Source organism: Bradyrhizobium sp. 482_C4_N1_8 (genome assembly GCF_052075965.1).
Classification (GTDB): Bacteria; Pseudomonadota; Alphaproteobacteria; order Rhizobiales; family Xanthobacteraceae; genus Bradyrhizobium; species Bradyrhizobium barranii.
The window spans coordinates 8,584,855-8,603,853 of record NZ_CP197231.1 but is presented as its reverse complement, the minus strand read 5'-3'; the positions used below and the strand labels follow the sequence as shown (position 1 = coordinate 8,603,853).

Here is an 18,999-nt window from a genome sequence, read left to right as displayed (position 1 = left end):
AGCGTCGCTCGCGGCCAGACGTGTCGCGTGGTGAAATCGAGCTTTCCGGCTCGGAAGTGGTGTGATGCGTAACATAATGATCCTCGCGGCCATCATGATCGGCCTCGGCACGTTCATGGCGCAGATGGCGGACAGGATGAGTTCTGCCTCCGCGACGTCAGCGCCGCGCACGACGATTGCGGTTGCTGCGACGGCGCCGGCCGGTGGGCGCAGCCTCGCCATCTCCCGCGATGGCCGTGGCCATTTTCAGGCCGAAGGCCGCATCGACGGCCAGCGGATCGGCTTCATGATCGACACCGGCGCCTCCGTGGTCGCGCTGAACGAGAGCTCGGCCGCCCGCTTTGGCCTGCGTCCCTCGCGCGGCGAGTACAACGCCACCGTCTCGACCGCCAACGGCACCATTAAGGCCGCGCGCACGCGCATCGCCATGCTCGAGGTCGGCGGCCTCGTCGTGCGCGACGTCGACGCCATGGTGCTGCCGGACGAGGCTCTGTCGGAGAACCTGCTCGGCCTCTCCTTCCTGTCCCGCCTCAAGCGCTTCGAATACGCCAACGGCCAGATGGTGCTGGAGCAGTAAGCCGCCTCAAAAGGCTCTCGCCGCGCCGACGAACGGTCGTTCGCACGGATTTTTTTCAGGACGGCATTGGCGGAAGTCTCGCGCCGGGCCGCGTTTTCCCGTTACCAAACTGCCGCAATTATAAGCCATAAGCTGCCATTCCCGCCTTCCGCTGCGGCCCGGCATTCGCTAAGGCTGCATCAATTCCCGCCATTTTCACGAGACCGTCTCAATGTTCCCCAAGCCGAAATCCGTCTTGTTGCCCAACACCTATGCCTTCGAATCCGAGCCGATGGTGAAGGCCACGGGTTTTCGCGAATACGACGCGCGCTGGTTGTTCCAGAAGGAAATCAACCTGATGGGGATCCAGGCGCTCGGCATGGGGCTGGGCGCGCTGATTGCGGAGCTCGGCGTCAAGCAGGAGATCGTCACCGGCCATGATTTCCGCGGCTATTCGGCCTCGATCAAATATGCGCTGATTTCCGGCCTGATGGCTGCGGGCTGCAAGGTGCACGACATCGGGCTCGCGGTGACGCCGATGGCCTATTTCGCGCAGTTCGATCTCGACGTGCCCTGCTGCGCCATGGTCACGGCCTCGCACAACGACAATGGCTGGACCGGCGTGAAGATGGGCGCCAACCGCCCGTTGACCTTCGGCCCCGACGAGATGACGCGGCTGAAGGAGATCGTGCTCAACGCCGAATTCAAGAACGAGGCCGGCGGCTCCTACCAGTTCCACGAGAATTATCCGGCGCGCTACATCGCCGATCTCACCGGCCGTCCGAAGCTGACCCGCAAGCTCAAGGTCGTCGCCGCCTGCGGCAACGGCACGGCCGGCGCGTTCGCGCCGCAGGTGCTGGAGGCGATCGGCTGCGAGGTGATCCCGCTCGACACCGAGCTCGACCACACCTTTCCGAAATACAATCCGAACCCGGAAGACATGGAAATGCTGCACGCGATCCGCGACGCGGTGCTGCATCACAAGGCCGATGTCGGTCTCGGCTTCGACGGTGACGGCGATCGCTGCGGTGTCGTCGACAACACCGGCGAGGAAATCTTCGCCGACAAGGTCGGCGTGATGCTGGCCCGCGACATGTCGGCGATCCACAAGGACGCACATTTCATCGTCGATGTGAAGTCGACCGGCCTGTTCGTCACCGATCCCGTGCTGCAGAAGCAGGGCGCGAAGGTCGCCTATTGGAAGACCGGCCATTCCTACATGAAGCGCCGCACCCACGAGACGGGTGCGCTCGCGGGCTTCGAGAAGTCCGGCCACTTCTTCTTCAACAAGCCGTATGGACGCGGCTATGACGACGGCCTGGTGTCGGCGCTCGCGATCTGCGACATGCTCGACCGCGCGCCGGGCAAGTCGATGGCCGATCTGAAGAACGCGCTGCCGAAAACCTGGTCGTCGCCGACCATGTCACCGCATTGCGCCGACGAGACCAAGTACGGCGTCATCGACCAGGTGGTGAAGCATTTTGAAGGCTTGCAGGCCAAGGGCGCCAAGATCGGCGGCCAGGCGATCCGCGATCTCGTCACCGTCAACGGCGTACGCGTCACGGTCGAGGACGGCAGCTGGGGCTTGGTGCGCGCGTCCTCCAACAAGCCCGAGCTCGTCGTCGTGGTCGAGAGCCCGGTCTCCGAGCAGCGCATGCACGACATGTTCGAGATGGTGAACAGCGTGCTCCGCACGCATCCCGAAGTCGGCGCGTACAATCAGACGATTTGAGCGGCATCAGGGAGCACAACCCGCGCAGCAAATCTCCGCTGTCATGCCCCGGCTTGACCGGGGCATCCAGTACGCCGCAGCTTCTCCGTATCCAATCGCCGCCTCTGGAATACTGGATCGCCCGGTCAAGGCCGGGCGATGACAGCTTCCTTGTGGTGAGACCTGAGAACTAAGCCTCTAAGCCGCCACCACCGCCGGGATCGGCAGCGCGGTGACCGACTTGATCTTCTCCATCGCGAAGCGCGAGGTGACGTTCTTCAGCGGCACGGCGCTGATCAGCTTCTTGTAGAACACGTCATAGGCCTGCATGTCGGCGACCACGACGCGCAGCATGTAGTCGACGTCGCCGGCCATGCGGTAAAATTCCATCACCTCGGGCATGGCACTCACGGCCTCGGCGAACTTCTTCAGCCAGGCGTCCGAATGGTCGGCGCTCTCGACTGACACGAACACGGAGATGCCGAGCCCGATCTTGTTCTGGTCGACCAGGGCGACCCGCTTCAGGATCACGCCGTCGGCCTCGAGGCGCTGGATGCGCTTCCAGCAGGGGGTCGAGGACAGCCCGACGCGGTCGCCGATCTCGGCGACGGAGAGGGAGGCATCCTCCTGGAGCACCATCAGAATCTTGCGGTCGATGGCATCGAGGCGGCGGCTGGTCTCGGGGAGTTGCACGGCGAGGTCAGTCATTTGAAGAACTTTGTTCCATTTCAGGGGCTGATTTCCCTGATATAGAGAAAATCTTTCCACGGCAAGCCCATAATCTCGGCTCCGTGGTGGAACCGCTCTAGAGTCGGCCTCGCAAAAGCTCTTCAACTTCAACGCGTTGTGGGGCGGCCATGCCGCCACCGTGGCGGGTGCATTTCAGCGCTGCGGCGGCCGCGGCGAATCGCAGCGCCTCCCGCACCTCCTCGCCCTCGGCGAGGCGAAGCGTGAAGGCGCCATGGAAGACGTCGCCGGCCCCGAGCGTATCGACCGCCTGAACCGGGAAGGCCGGTGTCTCCTCCAGCTCGCCCGCCTCGTCCAGCCAGATCGTGCCACGCGGGCCGCGCGTGGCGGCGAGGAAGGCCGGCGTCAGCCCTGCCAGGCGCTTCAATGCCTCGCCGTCATCGGCGACACCGGCCGTCTCCTGCACCTGGTCGCTGGCGAACAGCAGGTGCGAGGCGGCCGTGAGCAGGCCGTCCTGCAACGACATCGCGCGATCGACGCCGACGATGACGGGAATGCCGCGTCGTCGCGCCTCGGCGCAGAGATCGATACAAAGGGCGCCGCAGCGGCTCTCGACGAGGACCGCCCGGCAATCGGCGAGCAGTGCGTCACCGTCTGGCAGCTTCACGCCCCACAGAGCGGGATCGCGATAGATCGTCAGCGTCCGCTCGCCCGAGGGCTCGATCAGGATCGCGGAGACCGGCGTGGTCAGGCCGGGCATGCGCACGACGTGCGTCGTGTCGATGCCTTCACTGGCCATCTGTTCGAGAATGAAGCCGCTCGACGCTTCCCGTGCATCACCCATCGGTCCTGCGAAGGAGACCCGGCCACCGAGCCGCGCGATGGCGATCGCAGCATTGAGCGCGTTGCCGCCGCAGATCTCGGCGAGATGCGTGGCGTTGGCCTTGCTGCCGCGCGCGGGCACGGCCTCGACGCGAAAGGTGAGGTCGCGCACGGGAATGCCGATGCAAAGGGTGTGTGGCGCGGTCCGTGATGTGGCCACCGGCGGCCCCAGCTTACGCGCCGGTCTTGTCGTGCACCCAGCGGCCGAGCAGGTGGTGGGCGATCGCGAACGGATGCGGGCCGGCGAGCCCGTCCGGATGCGTCCGCGTCAGCATCAGCGCGGCCTCCTCGCGGGTGAACCAGCGCGCGTCCTCTAGCTCGGAATGATCGACGACGACGTCCTCGTTGAGCGCCCGCGCGCTGCAGCCGATCATCAGCGACGATGGATAGGGCCAAGGCTGCGTCATGTAATACTGCACGTCGGTGCAGCGGATTCCGGATTCTTCGAGGATTTCCCGGCGTACCGCGTCCTCGATGGTCTCGGCGACCTCGACGAAGCCGGCGAGGCAGGAATACATGCCCGGCGGAAACTGCTTCTGGCGGCCGAGCAGGCACTTCTCGCCCGAGGCGACCAGCATGATCACGACGGGATCGGTGCGCGGAAAATGCTCGGCCTTGCAAGCAGGGCACTCGCGCTTCCAGCCGCCTTCCTTCATCGCGCTCCGCGTGCCGCAATTGGCGCAATAGCCATGGCGCTGGTGCCAGCTCACCATCGACTTCGCCATCGCGATCGCCGAGAGCTCGTCGGGCGGAATCGCGCCCTGCATCGCCATGCCGCGCAGCTCGGTGACGGTGTAGTCCTCGCGGCCGATCAGCTTCTCGGCCGCCGCCTGCGACATCCCCATGCCGAACACCGCGGCGCCGTCGCGCAACCCTAAGAAGATCGTGCCGGGGTTGGCGCCGCATTTCAGCGCCTCGTCTACTCCCAGCAGCGCGCGCGCCTTGTCGCCCTCGCGCTTCACCAGCAGCGAGTCGCGGTAGACGACATAGGCGCGTGACGATGGCTTCTGCTCCATCGCGAACAGCTTCTCGTCGTCGCGGCGCAGATGCGCGGCGCGATCGAGGATGTTGGTGACGAAAGCCGGCTGTCCCAGCGGAAACGAGTCGAATGCTGACATTTCTTGTTCTCAACCCAACCAGATCTTGCGGCGAAGCGCGCTGATGAAAGTCTGCACCTCGGTGGCGTCATGCGCCAAGGGCTTCATCACGCCCCAGACCGGCCGCGGCCATGCAGCGTCGCTGGTCCGGCGTGCGATGATGTGGACATGAAGCTGCGGCACGAGGTTGCCGAGCGCGGCGACATTGAGCTTGTCGCATTTGGTGATCTCTTTCAGCGCGCGCGAGACGCGGGAGATCTCCGTCATGAGTTGCGCCTGCTCCACCTCGTCGAGATCGATGATCTCGACCGCATCGGGCCGCCGCGGCACCAGCAGCAGCCAGGGATAATGCGCGTCCTTGATGACCAGGACCTTCGACAGCGGCAGGTCGCCGATGTCGATGGTGTCCTCTTTCAGGCGGGAGTGCAGCGACCAGGCGGGATCAGACATATGCGTTTCCGGATAGCCCGATGGGGCGGGCGTGTTTGGCCGGACCATACGATAGGGAGTCCCTGAGGGGAAGGTTAGGGGCCGCGGGGGCGGCATGCTCCGCTGTCGTCCCGGGGCGCGCAAAGCGCGAGCCCGGGACCCATAACCACAGGGAGAAGTTTGGCGAAGATGCGTGGTGACCAGCTCGCGCGACAACCACTTCCTGTGGCTATGGATTCCGGGCTCGCGCTGCGCGCGCCCCGGAATGGCGGAATTACGCCTCCGCAAGCACCCGCGCATTGGCGCGGACGGAGGCCTCGCTGACGCGGATGCCGAGGCCCGGGCCGTCGGGCACCACGACATGGCCGGCTCGGTTGGCAACGCGCTCTTCCAGCACGTCCTCGGTCAGCACGTGATGCGGCATGTAGAATTCGCAGCCGAGCGAGATGCCCGGCGTTGCCGCGATCAGCTGCGTCCCGGCGGCAAGCCCGATGCCGCCCTCCCACAGCGTGCCGCCATAGCCGGGCAGGCCGGCGATGTCGGCGATCGCCATGATCGCCTGCGCCTCGAACAGGCCGCCGGCTTTCATCAGCTTGATCGAGACGGCATCGGCCGCCTCGCGGCGCACCACCTCCATCATGTCGCGGCGGTCGAAGCAGCTTTCGTCGGCGAGAACGGGTGTTTCCAGCGCCGCGGTGAGCTGCGCCATCACGTCGAGATATTTGCGCGGCACCGGCTGTTCGATGAAGGTCGGCGCAAACTCTTCGACATCGCGCAAAATCTTGATCGCGCCGAACGGCGCCAGCGCCTGGTTGTAATCGACGCGCAGGTCGACCTTGTCGCCGAATTCCTTGCGGATCGCTTCGAGATGATCGAGGTCCTCGCGATGCGGTTTTACGCCGGTCTTGACCTTGTAGATGACGTTGCCGTCCGGAACCATTTTTCGCATGCGTTCGAGATCGGCGGCGAAATCGGGATCGGCGATGGAGAAGGAGAGGGGAATCGTGTCGCGCACGCGGCCGCCGAGCAGGTCGGCGACCGATAATCCTGACGACTTGCCGACGATGTCGAGCAGCGCCATCTCGATTCCGACCTTGGCCTCGGCATGACCGACCAGCGTACGGTCGAGCTCGGCCATCAGCGCGCGAATGCGGCGCACGGGTTTGCCGAGCACGATCGGCCGCAGATAGATGTCGAGCGCGGAGAAGGCCGCTTCCGGCGTTCCCGTGAACACTTCCCACGGTGCCGCCTCGCCCCAGCCGATCACGCCGTCGCTCGCGGTGAGCTCGATCAGCACGCGCTTCACCGTGCCCTTGACGTTGCCGACGCCTTGGAGGCGCGCCATCTTGATCGGGCTCTCGATCAGGAACAGCCTGATGCGTTCGATGGTTGCTTCGGTCATGTCAGGCCTCCATTGACGTGCCAGACCTGGCCGGTGACGTAGGACGCCTTCGGTGATGCCAGGAAGACGATGATCTCGGCCACTTCTTCCGGCCGCCCGCGACGGCGCATCGGGATCAGTGCCTCGGTGGTGGCGATCTGCTCGGGCGAGAGCCGGCTCTCGCTCGGCTTGTCCTTGATGATGAGGCCGGGTGACACCGCATTGACGGTGATGCCGTCTTTGGCGAGCTCGATCGCGGTGAGACGCACCAGCGCTTCGAGCGCGGAGCGGCTTGCCGCCGTTGCGGCAAACGGTGCGAATTCCGGCCGGATCGCATGCGCGACGAAAGAGGACACCGCCACGATCCGCGCATCGCGCCCGTCACGCAGCAGCGGCAGCGCGGCGTCGACCAGCCGCGTGAACGCCAGCGCCGATTCGTCCATCGCCTGCCGGAACTGATCCGCCGGCGTGCCGATCGCGCTGCCGCGACGGGCATGACCGCCGACCAGGATCAATCCATCGAGCCGTCCGAAAGCGCGTTGCGCGGCGGCGGCGGCGTCGGTGACGACTGCTTCCTCGGCGAGATCGCCGAGGCATTTTGCCACCGCGGCGCCTTTCGCTTCGGCTTCGGCCGCGGTGGCATCGAGACCTTCCACGTTCGAGCGGGTGTGGAGCAGAAGCGCGGTGCCGGGGGCCGCGAGCAGTTTTGCGGTGGCGCGGCCGATGCCGCTGGCGGCACCGGTGACGAGATAGGTGCGATCGATATCAGGCATCACGGTGCTACGTTGGCCGGCGGCAACGCGCCGGTGCGGTGGAAATGGCTGAGGAAGGCGCGCGTCGCGGCTTGCTGCGGATTGTCGATCACCTGCCGCGCCGGACCTTCCTCGACCACGACGCCGTCGCGCATGAAGATGAGGCGGTCGGCGACTTCGCGGGCGAAGGCGATCTCATGGGTGACGATCACCATGGTCATGCCTTCCGAGGCCAGCCGCTGCATGACGGCGAGCACCTCGCCGACGAGCTCGGGATCGAGCGCCGAGGTGGCCTCGTCGAACAGCATCACGTCCGGCTCCATCGCGAGCGCACGCGCGATCGCGACGCGCTGCTTTTGCCCGCCGGACAGCGTCGCCGGATATTGGTCGGCCTTCTCCGCGAGGCCCACCTTGGCAAGTTGCGCCCGCGCGAGCTTCTCGGCGTCCGCCTTGGCCATGCGGCGCACCGTGACCGGTCCCTCCATGACGTTCTGAAGCGTCGTCATGTGCGGGAACAGGTTAAAATGCTGGAACACCATGCCGGTGGTGGTGCGGAATTTTGCGAGTGTCTTCACGTCCGGAAGCCTCGCGCCTTCGCCGAATTGGAAGCTTGTGTCGCCGACGCGGACGCTGCCGCCGTCGGGTACGACCAGCAGATTGATGCAGCGGAGCAGTGTCGACTTGCCGGAGCCGGATGGGCCGATCAGCGCCACCACGCCCCCCTTGACCACGTCGAGGCTGATGTTCTTCAAAACCTCGTTGCTGCCAAAGCTCTTGCGCAGGCTGCGGATCTCGATCTTCGAAGCGTTCTTGGATGGCTCGCTCATTCGCTGACCGCCAGTCGCTTCTCGCCGCGGCGGACGATGATGGTCAGGGGAATCAGGATCGCCGCATAGGCGACCGCGACCGCGGTGTAGGTCTCCAGCGGCCGGTAGCTGTCATGGGCGGCGACCTGGCTCTGGTAGACGAGGTCGGGCACGGCGAGCACCGAAACCAGCGAGGTGTTCTTGAACTGGATGATCGACTGGTTCATCAGCGCCGGGATCATGCGCTTGATCGCCTGCGGCAGCACGATGCGCCGCATGCTCTGGCCCGGTGTCATGCCGAGCGCGGCGCCGGCTTCGGACTGGCCCTTGTCGATCGAGATGATGCCGCCGCGGATGATCTCGGAATAGAACGAGCCGCCATAGAGCGAGAGCGCGAGCGCCGAGGCCGTGATCGGCGTCATCTCGACGCCGGCCAGGATCGGCAGCGCGTAATAGAACCAGATCAGCTGCACCAGGATCGGCGTGCAGCGGAACGCCTCGATGAAGGTGAGGGCGATCAGACGCACCGCCTTGAAGCGCGACAGGCTGCCGAACGCGCCGAACAGGCCGAAGACGAGACCGAGCACGACGATGACCACGGTGAAGCCGACGGTGACGCCGAGCCCGTTGAGAAAGAGCCAGCGATAGCTCCAGAGGATGCCGAAGTCCCACTGATACATGCGTGTTCTTACTCGTACCCGATGTCGCCCAGAAATTCGTCGTCATGCCCGGGCGTAGCCGTCCGAAGGACGGCGTCGCTTCCGCTTGCCTATGTCCCGGGCATCCACGTTCTTGGTGCCGCGGGTCAGACGTGGATGGCCGGGACAAGCCCGGCCATGACGATGTGGATACTTCAGGTGCTCATCACACCTTACAGCGAAACGCCCGGCGGAATGTCCGCTTCGGTCACGCCCACCAGCTCCATGTTGGTGATGATCGCGTTGCGGATGAAGCCGAGGCCCTTGTTGAAGTCGATCCAGGTGTTGACGTAGTCGCGGAAGGTCTTGTCGTTCTCGCGGCGGAAGCCGGCATTCGACGTGGTGGCGAAGATCGGCGTCGGCAGCACGAACTGGCCGAGCGAGGGATTCTTCTTCAGCACGGTCAGCGACAGCATGGTGATCAGGCACTGTGCGTCGACGCGGCCGGTTTGCAGCGCGGCGGTGGCATCGTCGGCGGTCTTCAGTCGCGAGATCTGCGCCTTCGGCGTCAGGCGGCTGACGACCTGGTCGTGGGACGAGCCCTGGTCGACGGCGATCTTGACGTCGGGCGAGTTCAGCTCGGCCCAGCTCTTCGGCTTGAAGTCCTTCTTGCAGAGGATGCCGAAGGCGTTGTTGAAGACCGGCACCGAGAAGTCGACCACCAGCGCGCGCTTCGGGGTCGGGTTGAGGCCGAAGAAGATGTCGATCTTGTTGGACTGCAGATCGAGCACCGAATTGCCCCAGGTGGTCTCGGTGATCTCGAGTTCAGCCTCCATGTCGTCGGCGAGCGCCTTGGCGATGTCGACATAGAAGCCCTTCCACTGGCCGCTGGCGAGGTCCTTCATGTAATAGGGCGCGCCGCCGCCGACCGCGCCGATCCGCATCTTCTTGGTGCGGCGAATGCGGGCAAAGGTCGATTCGCTGGGATCCGCTGCGGTCTGCGCCACGGCCGGTGAGGCCAGCGTGGCCGCAGCCATCGCGCCAAGTCCGACAATCGATGCGACATCACGACGTGTAACCATTTTGAGGAATCGCTTTTCTGGTTGGATGAAGGTGTGTGGTTGATCTCGCGCGAAAAATTCGCCCATCAATCGGCGTCAGCCGGCTGAAGAATGCTCAGGATCGGATTTTCGCGCACCCTTTGTTTCGGTTCCGGCAGGATTTCATAGAAAGGCGCTGCCGGGCGGGCCCTGTCAAGACTCGATTGCCTCAGGGATGTGCGGGGCCTCGAAGATAGGCAGGGAGCCTATCGGCTTGACGCATTCGGAGGCGAATTGCGGCGTCTGTGCTTCGCGGCAAAAATGCCGCGGCGATGCGCTACAGCACCGGCCGGCGGGCGCGTCGGCTCGAGCTATTTTCGCGAGAAAATTGATAGGTTTCGGCGGTTCGCTTTAAAAATGCGAACGGCGCCCTGTCGGCGCCGTTCGCCGAAGACGGCGAGAGCTCGGTGCGGATCGACCGACCCTATTCTGCGGCCTTTTCCGTTCCCTTGGCACGAACGGTCGCGAGGCGCGTCAGCGCGTCGCGGACGCCCGCGCCATAGGCGGGATCGGCCTTGGCGCAGTTGGCGATGTGCCGTTCCTGGATCGGGATGGCAGCGGCGCCGACAGCACGCGCCGTGTTGTCGAACAAGGCCTGCCGCTGGGCTGCGTTCATCTTGCGAAAGAGGTCGCCGGGCTGCCGATAGTGATCGTCGTCGATGCGGTGATCCCAATGTGCGGCTGCACCATCGATCTCGAGCGGCGGCTCGTTGAGATCGGGCTGGTCCGTCCACTCGCCACGGCTGTTCGGGAAATAGGTCGGCGTCCTCCCGAGATTGCCGTCGGTCCGCATTGCGCCATCGCGATGGTAGCTGTGATACGGGCATTTCGGCGCGTTGACCGGGATCAGATGATGGTTGACGCCGAGGCGATAGCGCGCCGCGTCCCCGTAGGAGAACAGCCTCGCCTGCAGCATCTTGTCGGGCGAGAAGCCGATGCCGGGAACGACATGGGCCGGCGAGAAGGATGCCTGTTCGACCTCGGCGAAGACGTTTTCCGGATTGCGGTTCAGCTCGAAATAGCCGACCTCGATCAGTGGAAAGTCCGCCTTCGGCCAGATCTTGGTCAGGTCGAACGGGTTGAAGGCAAACGCCTTGGCCTGATCGTCGGTCATGGTCTGCAAGAACATCGTCCAGCGCGGGAAATCGCCGCATTCGATGCTCTCGAACAGGTCGCGCTGGTGAGTCTCGCGGTCCTTGCCGATGAGGGCTTCGGCCTCGGCGTCGGTCAGGTTTTCGATGCCCTGCTGCGTCCGGAAGTGAAACTTCACCCAGGTCCGCTCGTTGGCGGCATTGATGAAGCTGTAGGTATGGCTGCCGAAGCCATGCATGTGCCTGAAGCTTCTGGGAAGGCCGCGCTCGCTCATCACGATGGTGACCTGGTGCAGAGCCTCCGGCAACAACGTCCAGAAATCCCAATTGTTGTCGGCGCTGCGCATTCCGGTTCGGGGATCGCGCTTGATCGCATGATTGAGGTCGGGAAAGCGCAAGGGATCGCGGAAGAAGAACACGGGCGTGTTGTTGCCCACCATGTCCCAATTGCCTTCCTCGGTGTAGAACTTCAGCGCAAAGCCGCGGATGTCGCGTTCGGCGTCGGCTGCGCCGCGCTCGCCGGCCACCGTCGAGATGCGCGCGAACATCGGCGTGACCTTGCCGATCTCCGAGAAGATCCTGGCCTTGCTGTAGCGGGAGATGTCATGGGTGACCGTGAAGGTCCCGAAGGCGCCGGATCCCTTGGCGTGCATGCGTCGCTCGGGAATCACCTCGCGATCGAAGTGAGCCAGCTTCTCGATCAGCCAGACATCCTGCAACAATGCGGGCCCGCGGCGGCCCGCGGTCATGATGTTGAGGTTATCGCTGACGGGCGCGCCCGTCGCATGGGTCAAACGTTTCGGCTCATCGGCCATGGGATGCTCCTGAATATGGGGTCATTGGCTATTGCGGCCCGCGTGCGAAATCTCAGGCTCGCATGGGTCCACAGCAGTCGATTTCGAGATCGCACTGTCCTTGCGCGAACGCCGGTCAGCCGTGCCAATGCGAGTTGCGGATGACGCTGCAGAAATTGCCGCGATGGAAATGCGGCTCCTTGTCGGCGATGACGTCGGCCTTGACGTTGCCGAACGTCGTATCGGGCCGATGCTTGATGCCGTCGTAGAAGGCCTGGATGATGTCTTCCTTGAAGTGCGGCGTGCGCGGAAACGCCTTCACGACCGCCTCGCGCTCCGCGTCGGAATATTCGTCGTAGGTGAGCCCGAGCACGTCCATCTCGACGCCCGCGGTCACCAGCGCGACGACGGGGTGCATGTGCTGGGGAACGCCCGGCGTGGTGTGCAGGGCGATCGCGGTCCAGACCGTGTAGGCGTCGGCTTCCGAAATGCCGTGGCTGCGCAGGAAGTCGCGCGCGGCGTGCGCGCCGTCGACCTCGAACCGCTCGTGCTGGCTGCCATGGCCCGGCATCAGGCCGATGTCGTGAAACATGGCGCCGGCGTAAAGCAGCTCGCGGTCGAATGTCAGCCCGCGGCGGACGCCGGCCATCGTGCCGAACTGGTAGACGCGGCTGGAATGGTTGAAGAGCAAATCCGTTTCGGTGTCGCGGATGTATTCGGTGATGGCACGCGCCAGCTTGCTGTCGGGAATGACGGCGGCCTCGGTGATTTCTGACATGAGCAGCTCCTGAAATTTTGGATCGCGTTTACTGTAAATCCGAGCTACGTTGTCTTAAATCAACGTAACACGTCAAAAACGGACAAATCCGGATCGAGGCGGACATGGGCGCAAAGCCGAAACCAAGGACGGTTGTGATCGTGGCACTGCCAGGCGTGCAGCTGCTCGATGTCGCAGGGCCGCTCGATGTGTTCGCTGAGGCGAACAACCAGGCCGGCTATCCCGCCTATGCCTTGTTCGTGGCGGGCGCGGAGCCGGGGCCGATCCGCAGTTCCTCAGGTATCCAGCTGATGCCCGACCGAATCGTCGACCGCGACTTCCAGGAGCCGATCGACACCTTGCTGGTGGCGGGATGCCCGAACGCGGCCGAAGTCCCGGCGGATGGGAGCGTGATCGACTGGCTGCGGCGGCGGGCTTCGCGGACCCGCAGATTCGGCTCGGTGTGCAGCGGGGCCTTCTTCCTTGCCGCCGCCGGTCTCCTTGATGGCAGGCGGGTCACGACGCATTGGGCGGTCGCAGACATGCTGGCCAGCAAATTCCCGTCGGTCACCGTGGACAAGGATGCCATCTACGTCACCGACGGCAAGCTCCGCACGGCCGCCGGCGTGACCGCAGGGCTCGATCTGGCGCTGGCACTGGTCGAGGAAGATCTCGGGCGCGATACGGCCATGAAGGTCGCAAGCCAGCTCGTGATGTTCTTCAAGCGTCCGGGTGGGCAGATGCAGTTCACCCGCAAGGGCGAGGCTGTTCCCGCCGGCCGCGCCGCGCTGCAGGAGCTGCAGCGCTGGGTCGCCGCCAATCCCGGGCTCGACCACAGCGTTGCGAGCCTGGCGACGCGCATGGAGCTCAGCCCGAGGCACTTTGCACGGCTGTTCCGCGCCGAGGTGGGCGTCACGCCTGCGACCTGGGTCGAGGAAGCCCGCGTCAATGCGGCGAGGCGGCTGCTCGAGTTTGGCAATGAAGCCCCGAAGCAGGTCGCGCTTCATTGTGGCTTCGCGGACGCCGATACGCTGCGTCGCGCGTTCAATCGTCACGTCGGCGTGACGCCCGCCGAGTATCGCAAGCGGTTTGCGCGAATCACGGAGGTTCCAGCTCGCCAGCACTGAGCCGGCTTCCGCGTCCAAATGGGCCGGCGGGGGCCGCCCAGCGGGGTGTGCGGGACCCACGGATACCCGCTTGCTTTCCCGACCTTTTGGCCCCAAATAGGGACCGGGAGATTGGCGGTGGACGAGCCACTCGCCAACCGGGTCAGGTCCGGAAGGAAGCAGCCCTAACGAGGTCCGGATCGGGTCGCTCGTCAGTCTCCTACCTGTTTTTCCGAGCGAATTGCGCCGGCGGGCTTCCCGCCAGCGCGCTCCTTTCCGCAAAAGCCGGGCGAAAGACATTCCATTGCGGATCGACCGATGACCGACGCTGGCGCCCCTCCCAACCCCGACAGCGCCGGCCAGGCCACCACGCCCTACCGGGTGCTGGCGCGCAAATACCGGCCCTCCAGCTTTGACGACCTGATCGGCCAGGAGGCTGTGGTCCGCACCGTCTCGAACGCGTTCGAGACCGGGCGCATTCCGCAGGCCTGGATCCTCACCGGCGTCCGCGGCGTCGGCAAGACCACCACCGCGCGTATTCTGGCCCGTGCGCTCAACTATGAGATGCCGGATGGATCGGTGAAGGGCCCGACCATCCACATGCCGACGTTAGGGGTGCATTGCCAGGCGATCATGGAAAGCCGGCACATGGACGTGCTGGAGATGGACGCGGCCTCGCACACCGGCGTCGACGACGTCCGCCAGATCAATGACAGCGTGCGCTACGCGCCGGCCAGCGCCCGCTACAAGGTCTACATTATCGACGAAGTCCACATGCTGTCGACGGCGGCGTTCAACGCCTTCCTGAAGACGCTGGAGGAACCGCCGGAGCACGCCAAATTCGTGTTCGCGACCACCGAGATCCGCAAGGTTCCGGTCACCGTGCTGTCGCGCTGCCAGCGTTTTGACCTGCGCCGGGTCGAGGCCGACGTGCTGATGAAGCACCTCGCCAATATCGCGGCCAAGGAGAACGTCGAGATCGAGCCCGAGGCGCTCGGCATCATCGCGCGCGCCGCGGAAGGCTCGGTGCGCGACTCTCTGTCGCTGCTCGACCAGGCGATCGCGCACGCGGCGGGCACCGTGAAGGCGGATGCGGTCAGGCAGATGCTGGGGCTCGCCGATCGCACCCGCGTCATAGACCTCTTCGATTCGCTGGCGCGCGGCGACATCGCTGCCGCTTTCAAGGAGTTCCGCGACCAGTACGACGTCGGCGCCGATCCGATCGTCGTGCTGTCGGACCTTGCCGAGTTCGTCAATTTCGTCACCCGCGTGAAGATCGTGCCGGCGACCGCCGACAACGTCGCCTATGGCGAGACCGAGCGCGTGCGCGCGCGGGATTTTGCCTCGAAGATCTCGATGCGCGTACTGTCGCGGATGTGGCAGATGCTGCTCAAGGGCATCACCGAGGTGCAGGCCGCGACGCGCCCGGCAGCGGCCGCCGAGATGGTGCTGGTGCGCATCGCCTATGTCGCCGACCTGCCGACGCCGGACGAAGCGCTCAGGATGCTGGAGCAGAACGGCGGCGGCTCGCCGGTCGTGGGCGGCGAAAGCGCCGCGCGCAGCGGCACGCCGGGTGCGCCGGTGGCCTCCGCGGCGCCGATTGCTTCGGCTGCACCCATGCGCGCACCGACCTCGTCACCGTCCGCGTTCGGCGGCGGCGCCGCCCGGCCGCAGATGGCGGCGCCCGCGCCGGATCCGCAAGGGGCCGCGCCCCAGCTGCGCATCACGAGCTTCACCCAGCTCGTCGCAGTCGCCGGGCAGAAGCGCGATCTCATGACCAAGGCCGCGCTCGAAGGCGACATGCGCCTCGTTCGTTTCGAGGAGGGCCGGCTGGAAGTCGCGCTCGAGCCCAACGCCTCCAAAACCATGATCTCCGAGCTCGCGCGAAAATTCGAGCTCTGGACCGGCCGGCGCTGGACCGTGATCGTCTCCAACGAGCAGGGCCAGCCGACGCTGCGTTCGGTGAACCACGCGGCGAAGCAGGAACATGCGCGCTCCGCCGAAGCCGATCCGCGCGTGCAGGAGGTGCTGTCGCGTTTTCCCGGTGCGAAGGTCGTCGAGGTCCGCAGGCTTGCCCCCGAGGCGCCGGAAACCAATATGAATGCGGACTATGGCAGTGACGATCCGCCCGATGGTTCCGACGGCGACGATCTCTAGAGCATGATCCGGACCCGAAGGGCCGCGTAGCGCAAAGTGTGAAGCGGTTTTCCGATTAGATCAGGCTCAAACCAAAAGTTAAGGCGCGATGACGAGTCATCGCGCCAACCAAGGACAGCACCGATGGTCGATATTTTCGGCATGATGAAGCAGGCGCAGCAGCTGCAATCCAAGATGCAGGAGATGCAGGATCAGCTCTCCAACGTCGAGGTCGAAGGCATCTCCGGCGGCGGTCTCGTCGCCGTGCGCATGACCGCGAAGATGGACGTGAAGGGCATCAAGATCGATCCTTCGCTGATGAAGCCGGAAGAGCGCGAGGTGCTCGAGGACCTGCTCGTCACCGCCCTCGGCGATGCCCGCCGCAAGGCCGAGACGGCCGTGCAGGAGAAGATGCAGGCGCTCACGGGCGGGCTCAGCCTGCCGCCGGGTATGTTCGGCCAATAAGATGGGTTCGGTTGCAGGTCCCGAAATCGAGCGGCTGGTCCAGCTCCTCGCACGGCTGCCGGGCTTGGGCCCGCGCTCCGCGCGGCGTGCGGCGCTGCATCTGATCAAGAAGCGCGAAGCGCTGATGATGCCGCTGTCCTCGGCCCTGCAGGTCGCGCTCGACAAGGTCCAGGTCTGCAAGACCTGCGGCAACATCGACACGCAAAATCCCTGCACGGTCTGTACCGATCCGAAGCGCGATGATGCAATCATCGTCGTCGTCGCCGATGTCGCCGATCTCTGGGCGCTGGAACGGGCCAATGCGACCCAGGGGCGCTATCATGTGCTCGGCGCGACCTTGTCGCCGCTCGACGGCGTCGGGCCGCAGGACCTCACCATCGACGCGCTGGTGGCGCGCGCGCATGCTGCCGAGGTGCATGAGATCATCCTGGCGCTGAACGCGACGGTCGACGGCCAGACCACGGCGCACTACATCACCGACCTGCTTCAGGACGCCAACGTAAAAGTAACCCGCCTGGCCCATGGTGTGCCGGTCGGTGGCGAGCTTGATTATCTCGACGAAGGTACGCTATCGGCCGCGATGCGGCAGCGGACCCTGTTCTAGCCATCCAGACTTACGGAACGGACGACATGACGAAACTTTTCGCCACACGATCGGCTTTGGTCGCGACGATGATAATGCTGGCGACCCCGGCCATCTCCGCGCAGCAGGACGACGGGGCGCCGCCGCCGCCGAAGCCCGGCAAGCCGATCAGTGCCGGCGAGGTGCTCTCGGGCGAATTGAACGCAATGAAGGTGCGCGACATCAAAAATGCCGGCAAGCGGATTGCGATGTACCAGATCACCTCGGAGCCGCGTCGACTGCCGGCGCCGAACGGGCTGTGCAATCTCGAGACCGGTCCTGAGACGTTCCAGCTCGTCACTTCGAGCGACGCGCAGGCCACGCAGCTGAAATCCTTCGTCGGCAAGGCGATCTCGGTCAAGGTCGACGAAGTCGCCTGCGCCAGCGATCCCGGCCAGATGAGCGAAGCCGTGATCACGAAGTGGAGCCTGATCAAGAAGCAGTAGGGGGCGCGGCTCCAGCCGAGCTACCGTAGGGTGGGCAAAGGCGCAAAGCGCCGTGCCCACCATTCTCCCGGCGACGATTCAGGTGGTGGGCACGCTTCGCTTTGCCCACCCTACGGCATCGCGGGCGTGGCGCGTGCCGAGTTTAAACCCTCACCGGCCCCAGCGCCTCAAAGTGCCCGCGCTTCTGCAGCCAGGCCAGTAGCACCAGGCTCGGGATCGCCACCAGCACGCAGATCACGAAGAACAGCGGCCAGCCCGTCGTGTCCGCCACGAAGCCCGCACTCGCTGACAGATATGTGCGCCCGACCGCGGCGAGCGCGGTGAGCAGCGCGTATTGCGTCGCCGTGTGCAGCGGATTCTGACACAGCGCGGAGAGATAGGCGACGAAGATCACGGTGCCGATGGCGCTGGTAAAGTTCTCGCAGGTGATGGCAAAGGCCAGCGCCCATTGGCTGGTGCCGACGAATGCCAGCCAGGAGAAGGAGAGATTGGCGAGCGCCTGCACCACGCCGCCGATCCACAGGCTGGTCGCGAGCGAATAGCGCCGCGCGAGGAAGCCGCCGGCAAAGCCGCCGATCAGCGTTGCCGCGAGACCAACGCCCTTCACGATCGCCGCATAATCGTTGCGGGAAAAGCCGAGGTCGATCACGAACGGCGCGGTCATGGTGCCGGAGAAGGCGTCGGTGAACTTGAACAGCACGACGAAGGCGAGCGCGGCGAGCGCATCCTTGCGCGACAGGAATTCCGAGAAGGCTCCGATCGCCGCGTGCAGCACGCGCGCGAACGCCGTCTCGGTTTGTGTCGCGGCTTCCGCCCGCACCGATTGCTCGGGCTCTGTCGCGGCCAGCGCGGTGATCGTGCCGATCAGCACCATCGCCGCCATCACCACGTAGCCCCACATCCAGGCCGACGCGCGCGGAATGCCGGTGCCCTCGAAGCCGGACACGATGAACAGCGCGCCCGCGGTCGAGACCAGCATGCCGATGCGGTAGGCCGCGACGTAGGAAGCCATTCCGGCAGCCTGCTCGCTCTCCGGCAGGCTCTCGACGCGGAACGCGTCGACCACGATGTCCTGCGTCGAGGACGTCGTCGCGACCAGCAGCGCGCCGAGCGCGACGTAGAACGGCGAGCGCGCGGGATCGGTAAGCGCCAGCAGCAGGATCGCGATGATCAGCAGCAATTGCGAGAACAGCAGCCAACCGCGCCGCCGCCCGAACGCGCGAGTGAACAGCGGCACATGCAGCGCATCCACCAGCGGCGCCCACAGGAATTTCAGCGTGTAGGGCGTGCCGACCAGCGCAAACAGCCCGATGGTCTTGAGGTCGACCCCGGCCTCGCGCATCCACACCAGCAGCGTCGAGCCCGACAGCGCCAGCGGCAGCCCGGACGAGAAGCCGAGGAACAGCACGATCAGCACCCGCGGTTGCAGGTACACGGCCAGGCCATCGCGCCAGGACGTGGGGGCCGTGTCGGGGCTGGCAGGGGAGGTCGCGTCGGGTGCGGTCATGGGGAGGTGTTAGCAGATTCTGGCTGCCACAAGTGA

The 18,999-nt window shown here is 65.2% G+C and carries 19 protein-coding genes and 1 other RNA gene; 8 read left to right on the top strand and 12 right to left on the bottom strand.

Annotated elements, in window-relative coordinates; translation table 11 throughout:
• Nucleotides 1–64: 64 nt before the first annotated feature.
• Entirely contained in the window at nt 65–577 is a 513-nt protein-coding gene (locus AB7Z56_RS40830) for a TIGR02281 family clan AA aspartic protease (RefSeq protein WP_071909170.1), read from the top strand.
• Between the two features lie 211 nt (nt 578–788).
• Nucleotides 789–2,288 carry a phosphomannomutase/phosphoglucomutase gene (locus AB7Z56_RS40825; RefSeq protein ID WP_063979835.1) on the top strand — a complete coding sequence of 500 codons (1,500 nt, stop codon included), beginning with the start codon at nt 789–791 and terminating at the stop codon, nt 2,286–2,288.
• Nucleotides 2,289–2,465: 177 nt separating this feature from the next.
• Here AB7Z56_RS40825 and AB7Z56_RS40820 read toward each other — a convergent pair whose 3' ends face one another.
• From AB7Z56_RS40820 to AB7Z56_RS40770, 11 genes are all read right to left on the bottom strand, one after another.
• Entirely contained in the window at nt 2,466–2,975 is a 510-nt protein-coding gene (locus AB7Z56_RS40820) for an Lrp/AsnC family transcriptional regulator (RefSeq protein ID WP_014491365.1), read from the bottom strand.
• Between the two features lie 97 nt (nt 2,976–3,072).
• On the bottom strand, nt 3,073–3,996 hold the full coding sequence (locus AB7Z56_RS40815; protein WP_231143690.1) for a sugar kinase: 924 nt from the start codon (nt 3,994–3,996) through the stop codon (nt 3,073–3,075).
• 13 nt (nt 3,997–4,009) lie between these two features.
• The gene (nudC, locus tag AB7Z56_RS40810) at nt 4,010–4,954 is read right to left on the bottom strand and encodes an NAD(+) diphosphatase (RefSeq protein WP_063979833.1); all 945 of its coding nucleotides are present in this window, start codon (nt 4,952–4,954) and stop codon (nt 4,010–4,012) included.
• 9 nt (nt 4,955–4,963) lie between these two features.
• Nucleotides 4,964–5,383 carry an HIT domain-containing protein gene (locus tag AB7Z56_RS40805; protein WP_063979832.1) on the bottom strand — a complete coding sequence of 140 codons (420 nt, stop codon included), beginning with the start codon at nt 5,381–5,383 and terminating at the stop codon, nt 4,964–4,966.
• Nucleotides 5,384–5,636: 253 nt separating this feature from the next.
• Complete coding sequence (locus tag AB7Z56_RS40800) at nt 5,637–6,764, bottom strand: muconate cycloisomerase family protein (protein WP_063979831.1); 1,128 nt, start codon at nt 6,762–6,764, stop codon at nt 5,637–5,639.
• A complete protein-coding gene (locus tag AB7Z56_RS40795) occupies nt 6,761–7,516 on the bottom strand; it encodes an SDR family NAD(P)-dependent oxidoreductase (protein ID WP_063979830.1) in 756 nt (251 codons plus the stop codon). The genes AB7Z56_RS40800 and AB7Z56_RS40795 overlap by 4 nt, the downstream gene beginning before the upstream one ends.
• The gene (locus tag AB7Z56_RS40790) at nt 7,516–8,322 is read right to left on the bottom strand and encodes an amino acid ABC transporter ATP-binding protein (RefSeq protein WP_063979829.1); all 807 of its coding nucleotides are present in this window, start codon (nt 8,320–8,322) and stop codon (nt 7,516–7,518) included. The genes AB7Z56_RS40795 and AB7Z56_RS40790 overlap by 1 nt, the downstream gene beginning before the upstream one ends.
• Complete coding sequence (locus AB7Z56_RS40785; RefSeq protein ID WP_063979828.1) at nt 8,319–8,981, bottom strand: amino acid ABC transporter permease; 663 nt, start codon at nt 8,979–8,981, stop codon at nt 8,319–8,321. Before AB7Z56_RS40785 ends, AB7Z56_RS40790 begins: the two co-directional genes overlap by 4 nt.
• Before the next feature lie 191 nt (nt 8,982–9,172).
• Nucleotides 9,173–10,021, bottom strand: coding sequence for a transporter substrate-binding domain-containing protein (locus tag AB7Z56_RS40780; RefSeq protein WP_063979827.1), 849 nt, complete (start codon nt 10,019–10,021; stop codon nt 9,173–9,175).
• Nucleotides 10,022–10,463: 442 nt separating this feature from the next.
• Nucleotides 10,464–11,945 (bottom strand): catalase, encoded by a 1,482-nt coding sequence (locus tag AB7Z56_RS40775; RefSeq protein WP_231143688.1) that lies wholly within the window; start codon nt 11,943–11,945, stop codon nt 10,464–10,466.
• Between the two features lie 115 nt (nt 11,946–12,060).
• The gene (locus tag AB7Z56_RS40770) at nt 12,061–12,702 is read right to left on the bottom strand and encodes an HD domain-containing protein (RefSeq protein ID WP_071909180.1); all 642 of its coding nucleotides are present in this window, start codon (nt 12,700–12,702) and stop codon (nt 12,061–12,063) included.
• Between the two features lie 104 nt (nt 12,703–12,806).
• Here AB7Z56_RS40770 and AB7Z56_RS40765 point away from each other — a divergent pair, with 104 nt between their 5' ends.
• From AB7Z56_RS40765 to AB7Z56_RS40740, 6 genes are all read left to right on the top strand, one after another.
• Complete coding sequence (locus AB7Z56_RS40765; protein ID WP_063985915.1) at nt 12,807–13,808, top strand: GlxA family transcriptional regulator; 1,002 nt, start codon at nt 12,807–12,809, stop codon at nt 13,806–13,808.
• Between the two features lie 106 nt (nt 13,809–13,914).
• Nucleotides 13,915–14,011, top strand: an RNA gene (gene ffs, locus AB7Z56_RS40760) — signal recognition particle sRNA small type.
• Nucleotides 14,012–14,105: 94 nt separating this feature from the next.
• Complete coding sequence (locus tag AB7Z56_RS40755; RefSeq protein WP_063979824.1) at nt 14,106–15,944, top strand: DNA polymerase III subunit gamma/tau; 1,839 nt, start codon at nt 14,106–14,108, stop codon at nt 15,942–15,944.
• Nucleotides 15,945–16,067: 123 nt separating this feature from the next.
• The gene (locus AB7Z56_RS40750) at nt 16,068–16,388 is read left to right on the top strand and encodes a YbaB/EbfC family nucleoid-associated protein (protein WP_028148995.1); all 321 of its coding nucleotides are present in this window, start codon (nt 16,068–16,070) and stop codon (nt 16,386–16,388) included.
• Between the two features lies 1 nt (nt 16,389).
• The gene (gene recR / locus AB7Z56_RS40745) at nt 16,390–16,992 is read left to right on the top strand and encodes a recombination mediator RecR (protein ID WP_063979823.1); all 603 of its coding nucleotides are present in this window, start codon (nt 16,390–16,392) and stop codon (nt 16,990–16,992) included.
• A 26-nt stretch (nt 16,993–17,018) separates the two neighbouring features.
• Nucleotides 17,019–17,456 (top strand): hypothetical protein, encoded by a 438-nt coding sequence (locus AB7Z56_RS40740; protein WP_063979822.1) that lies wholly within the window; start codon nt 17,019–17,021, stop codon nt 17,454–17,456.
• Nucleotides 17,457–17,598: 142 nt separating this feature from the next.
• On the opposite strand, the gene AB7Z56_RS40735 is transcribed toward AB7Z56_RS40740, so the two are convergent.
• The gene (locus tag AB7Z56_RS40735) at nt 17,599–18,963 is read right to left on the bottom strand and encodes an AmpG family muropeptide MFS transporter (RefSeq protein WP_063979821.1); all 1,365 of its coding nucleotides are present in this window, start codon (nt 18,961–18,963) and stop codon (nt 17,599–17,601) included.
• Nucleotides 18,964–18,999 lie beyond the last annotated feature (36 nt).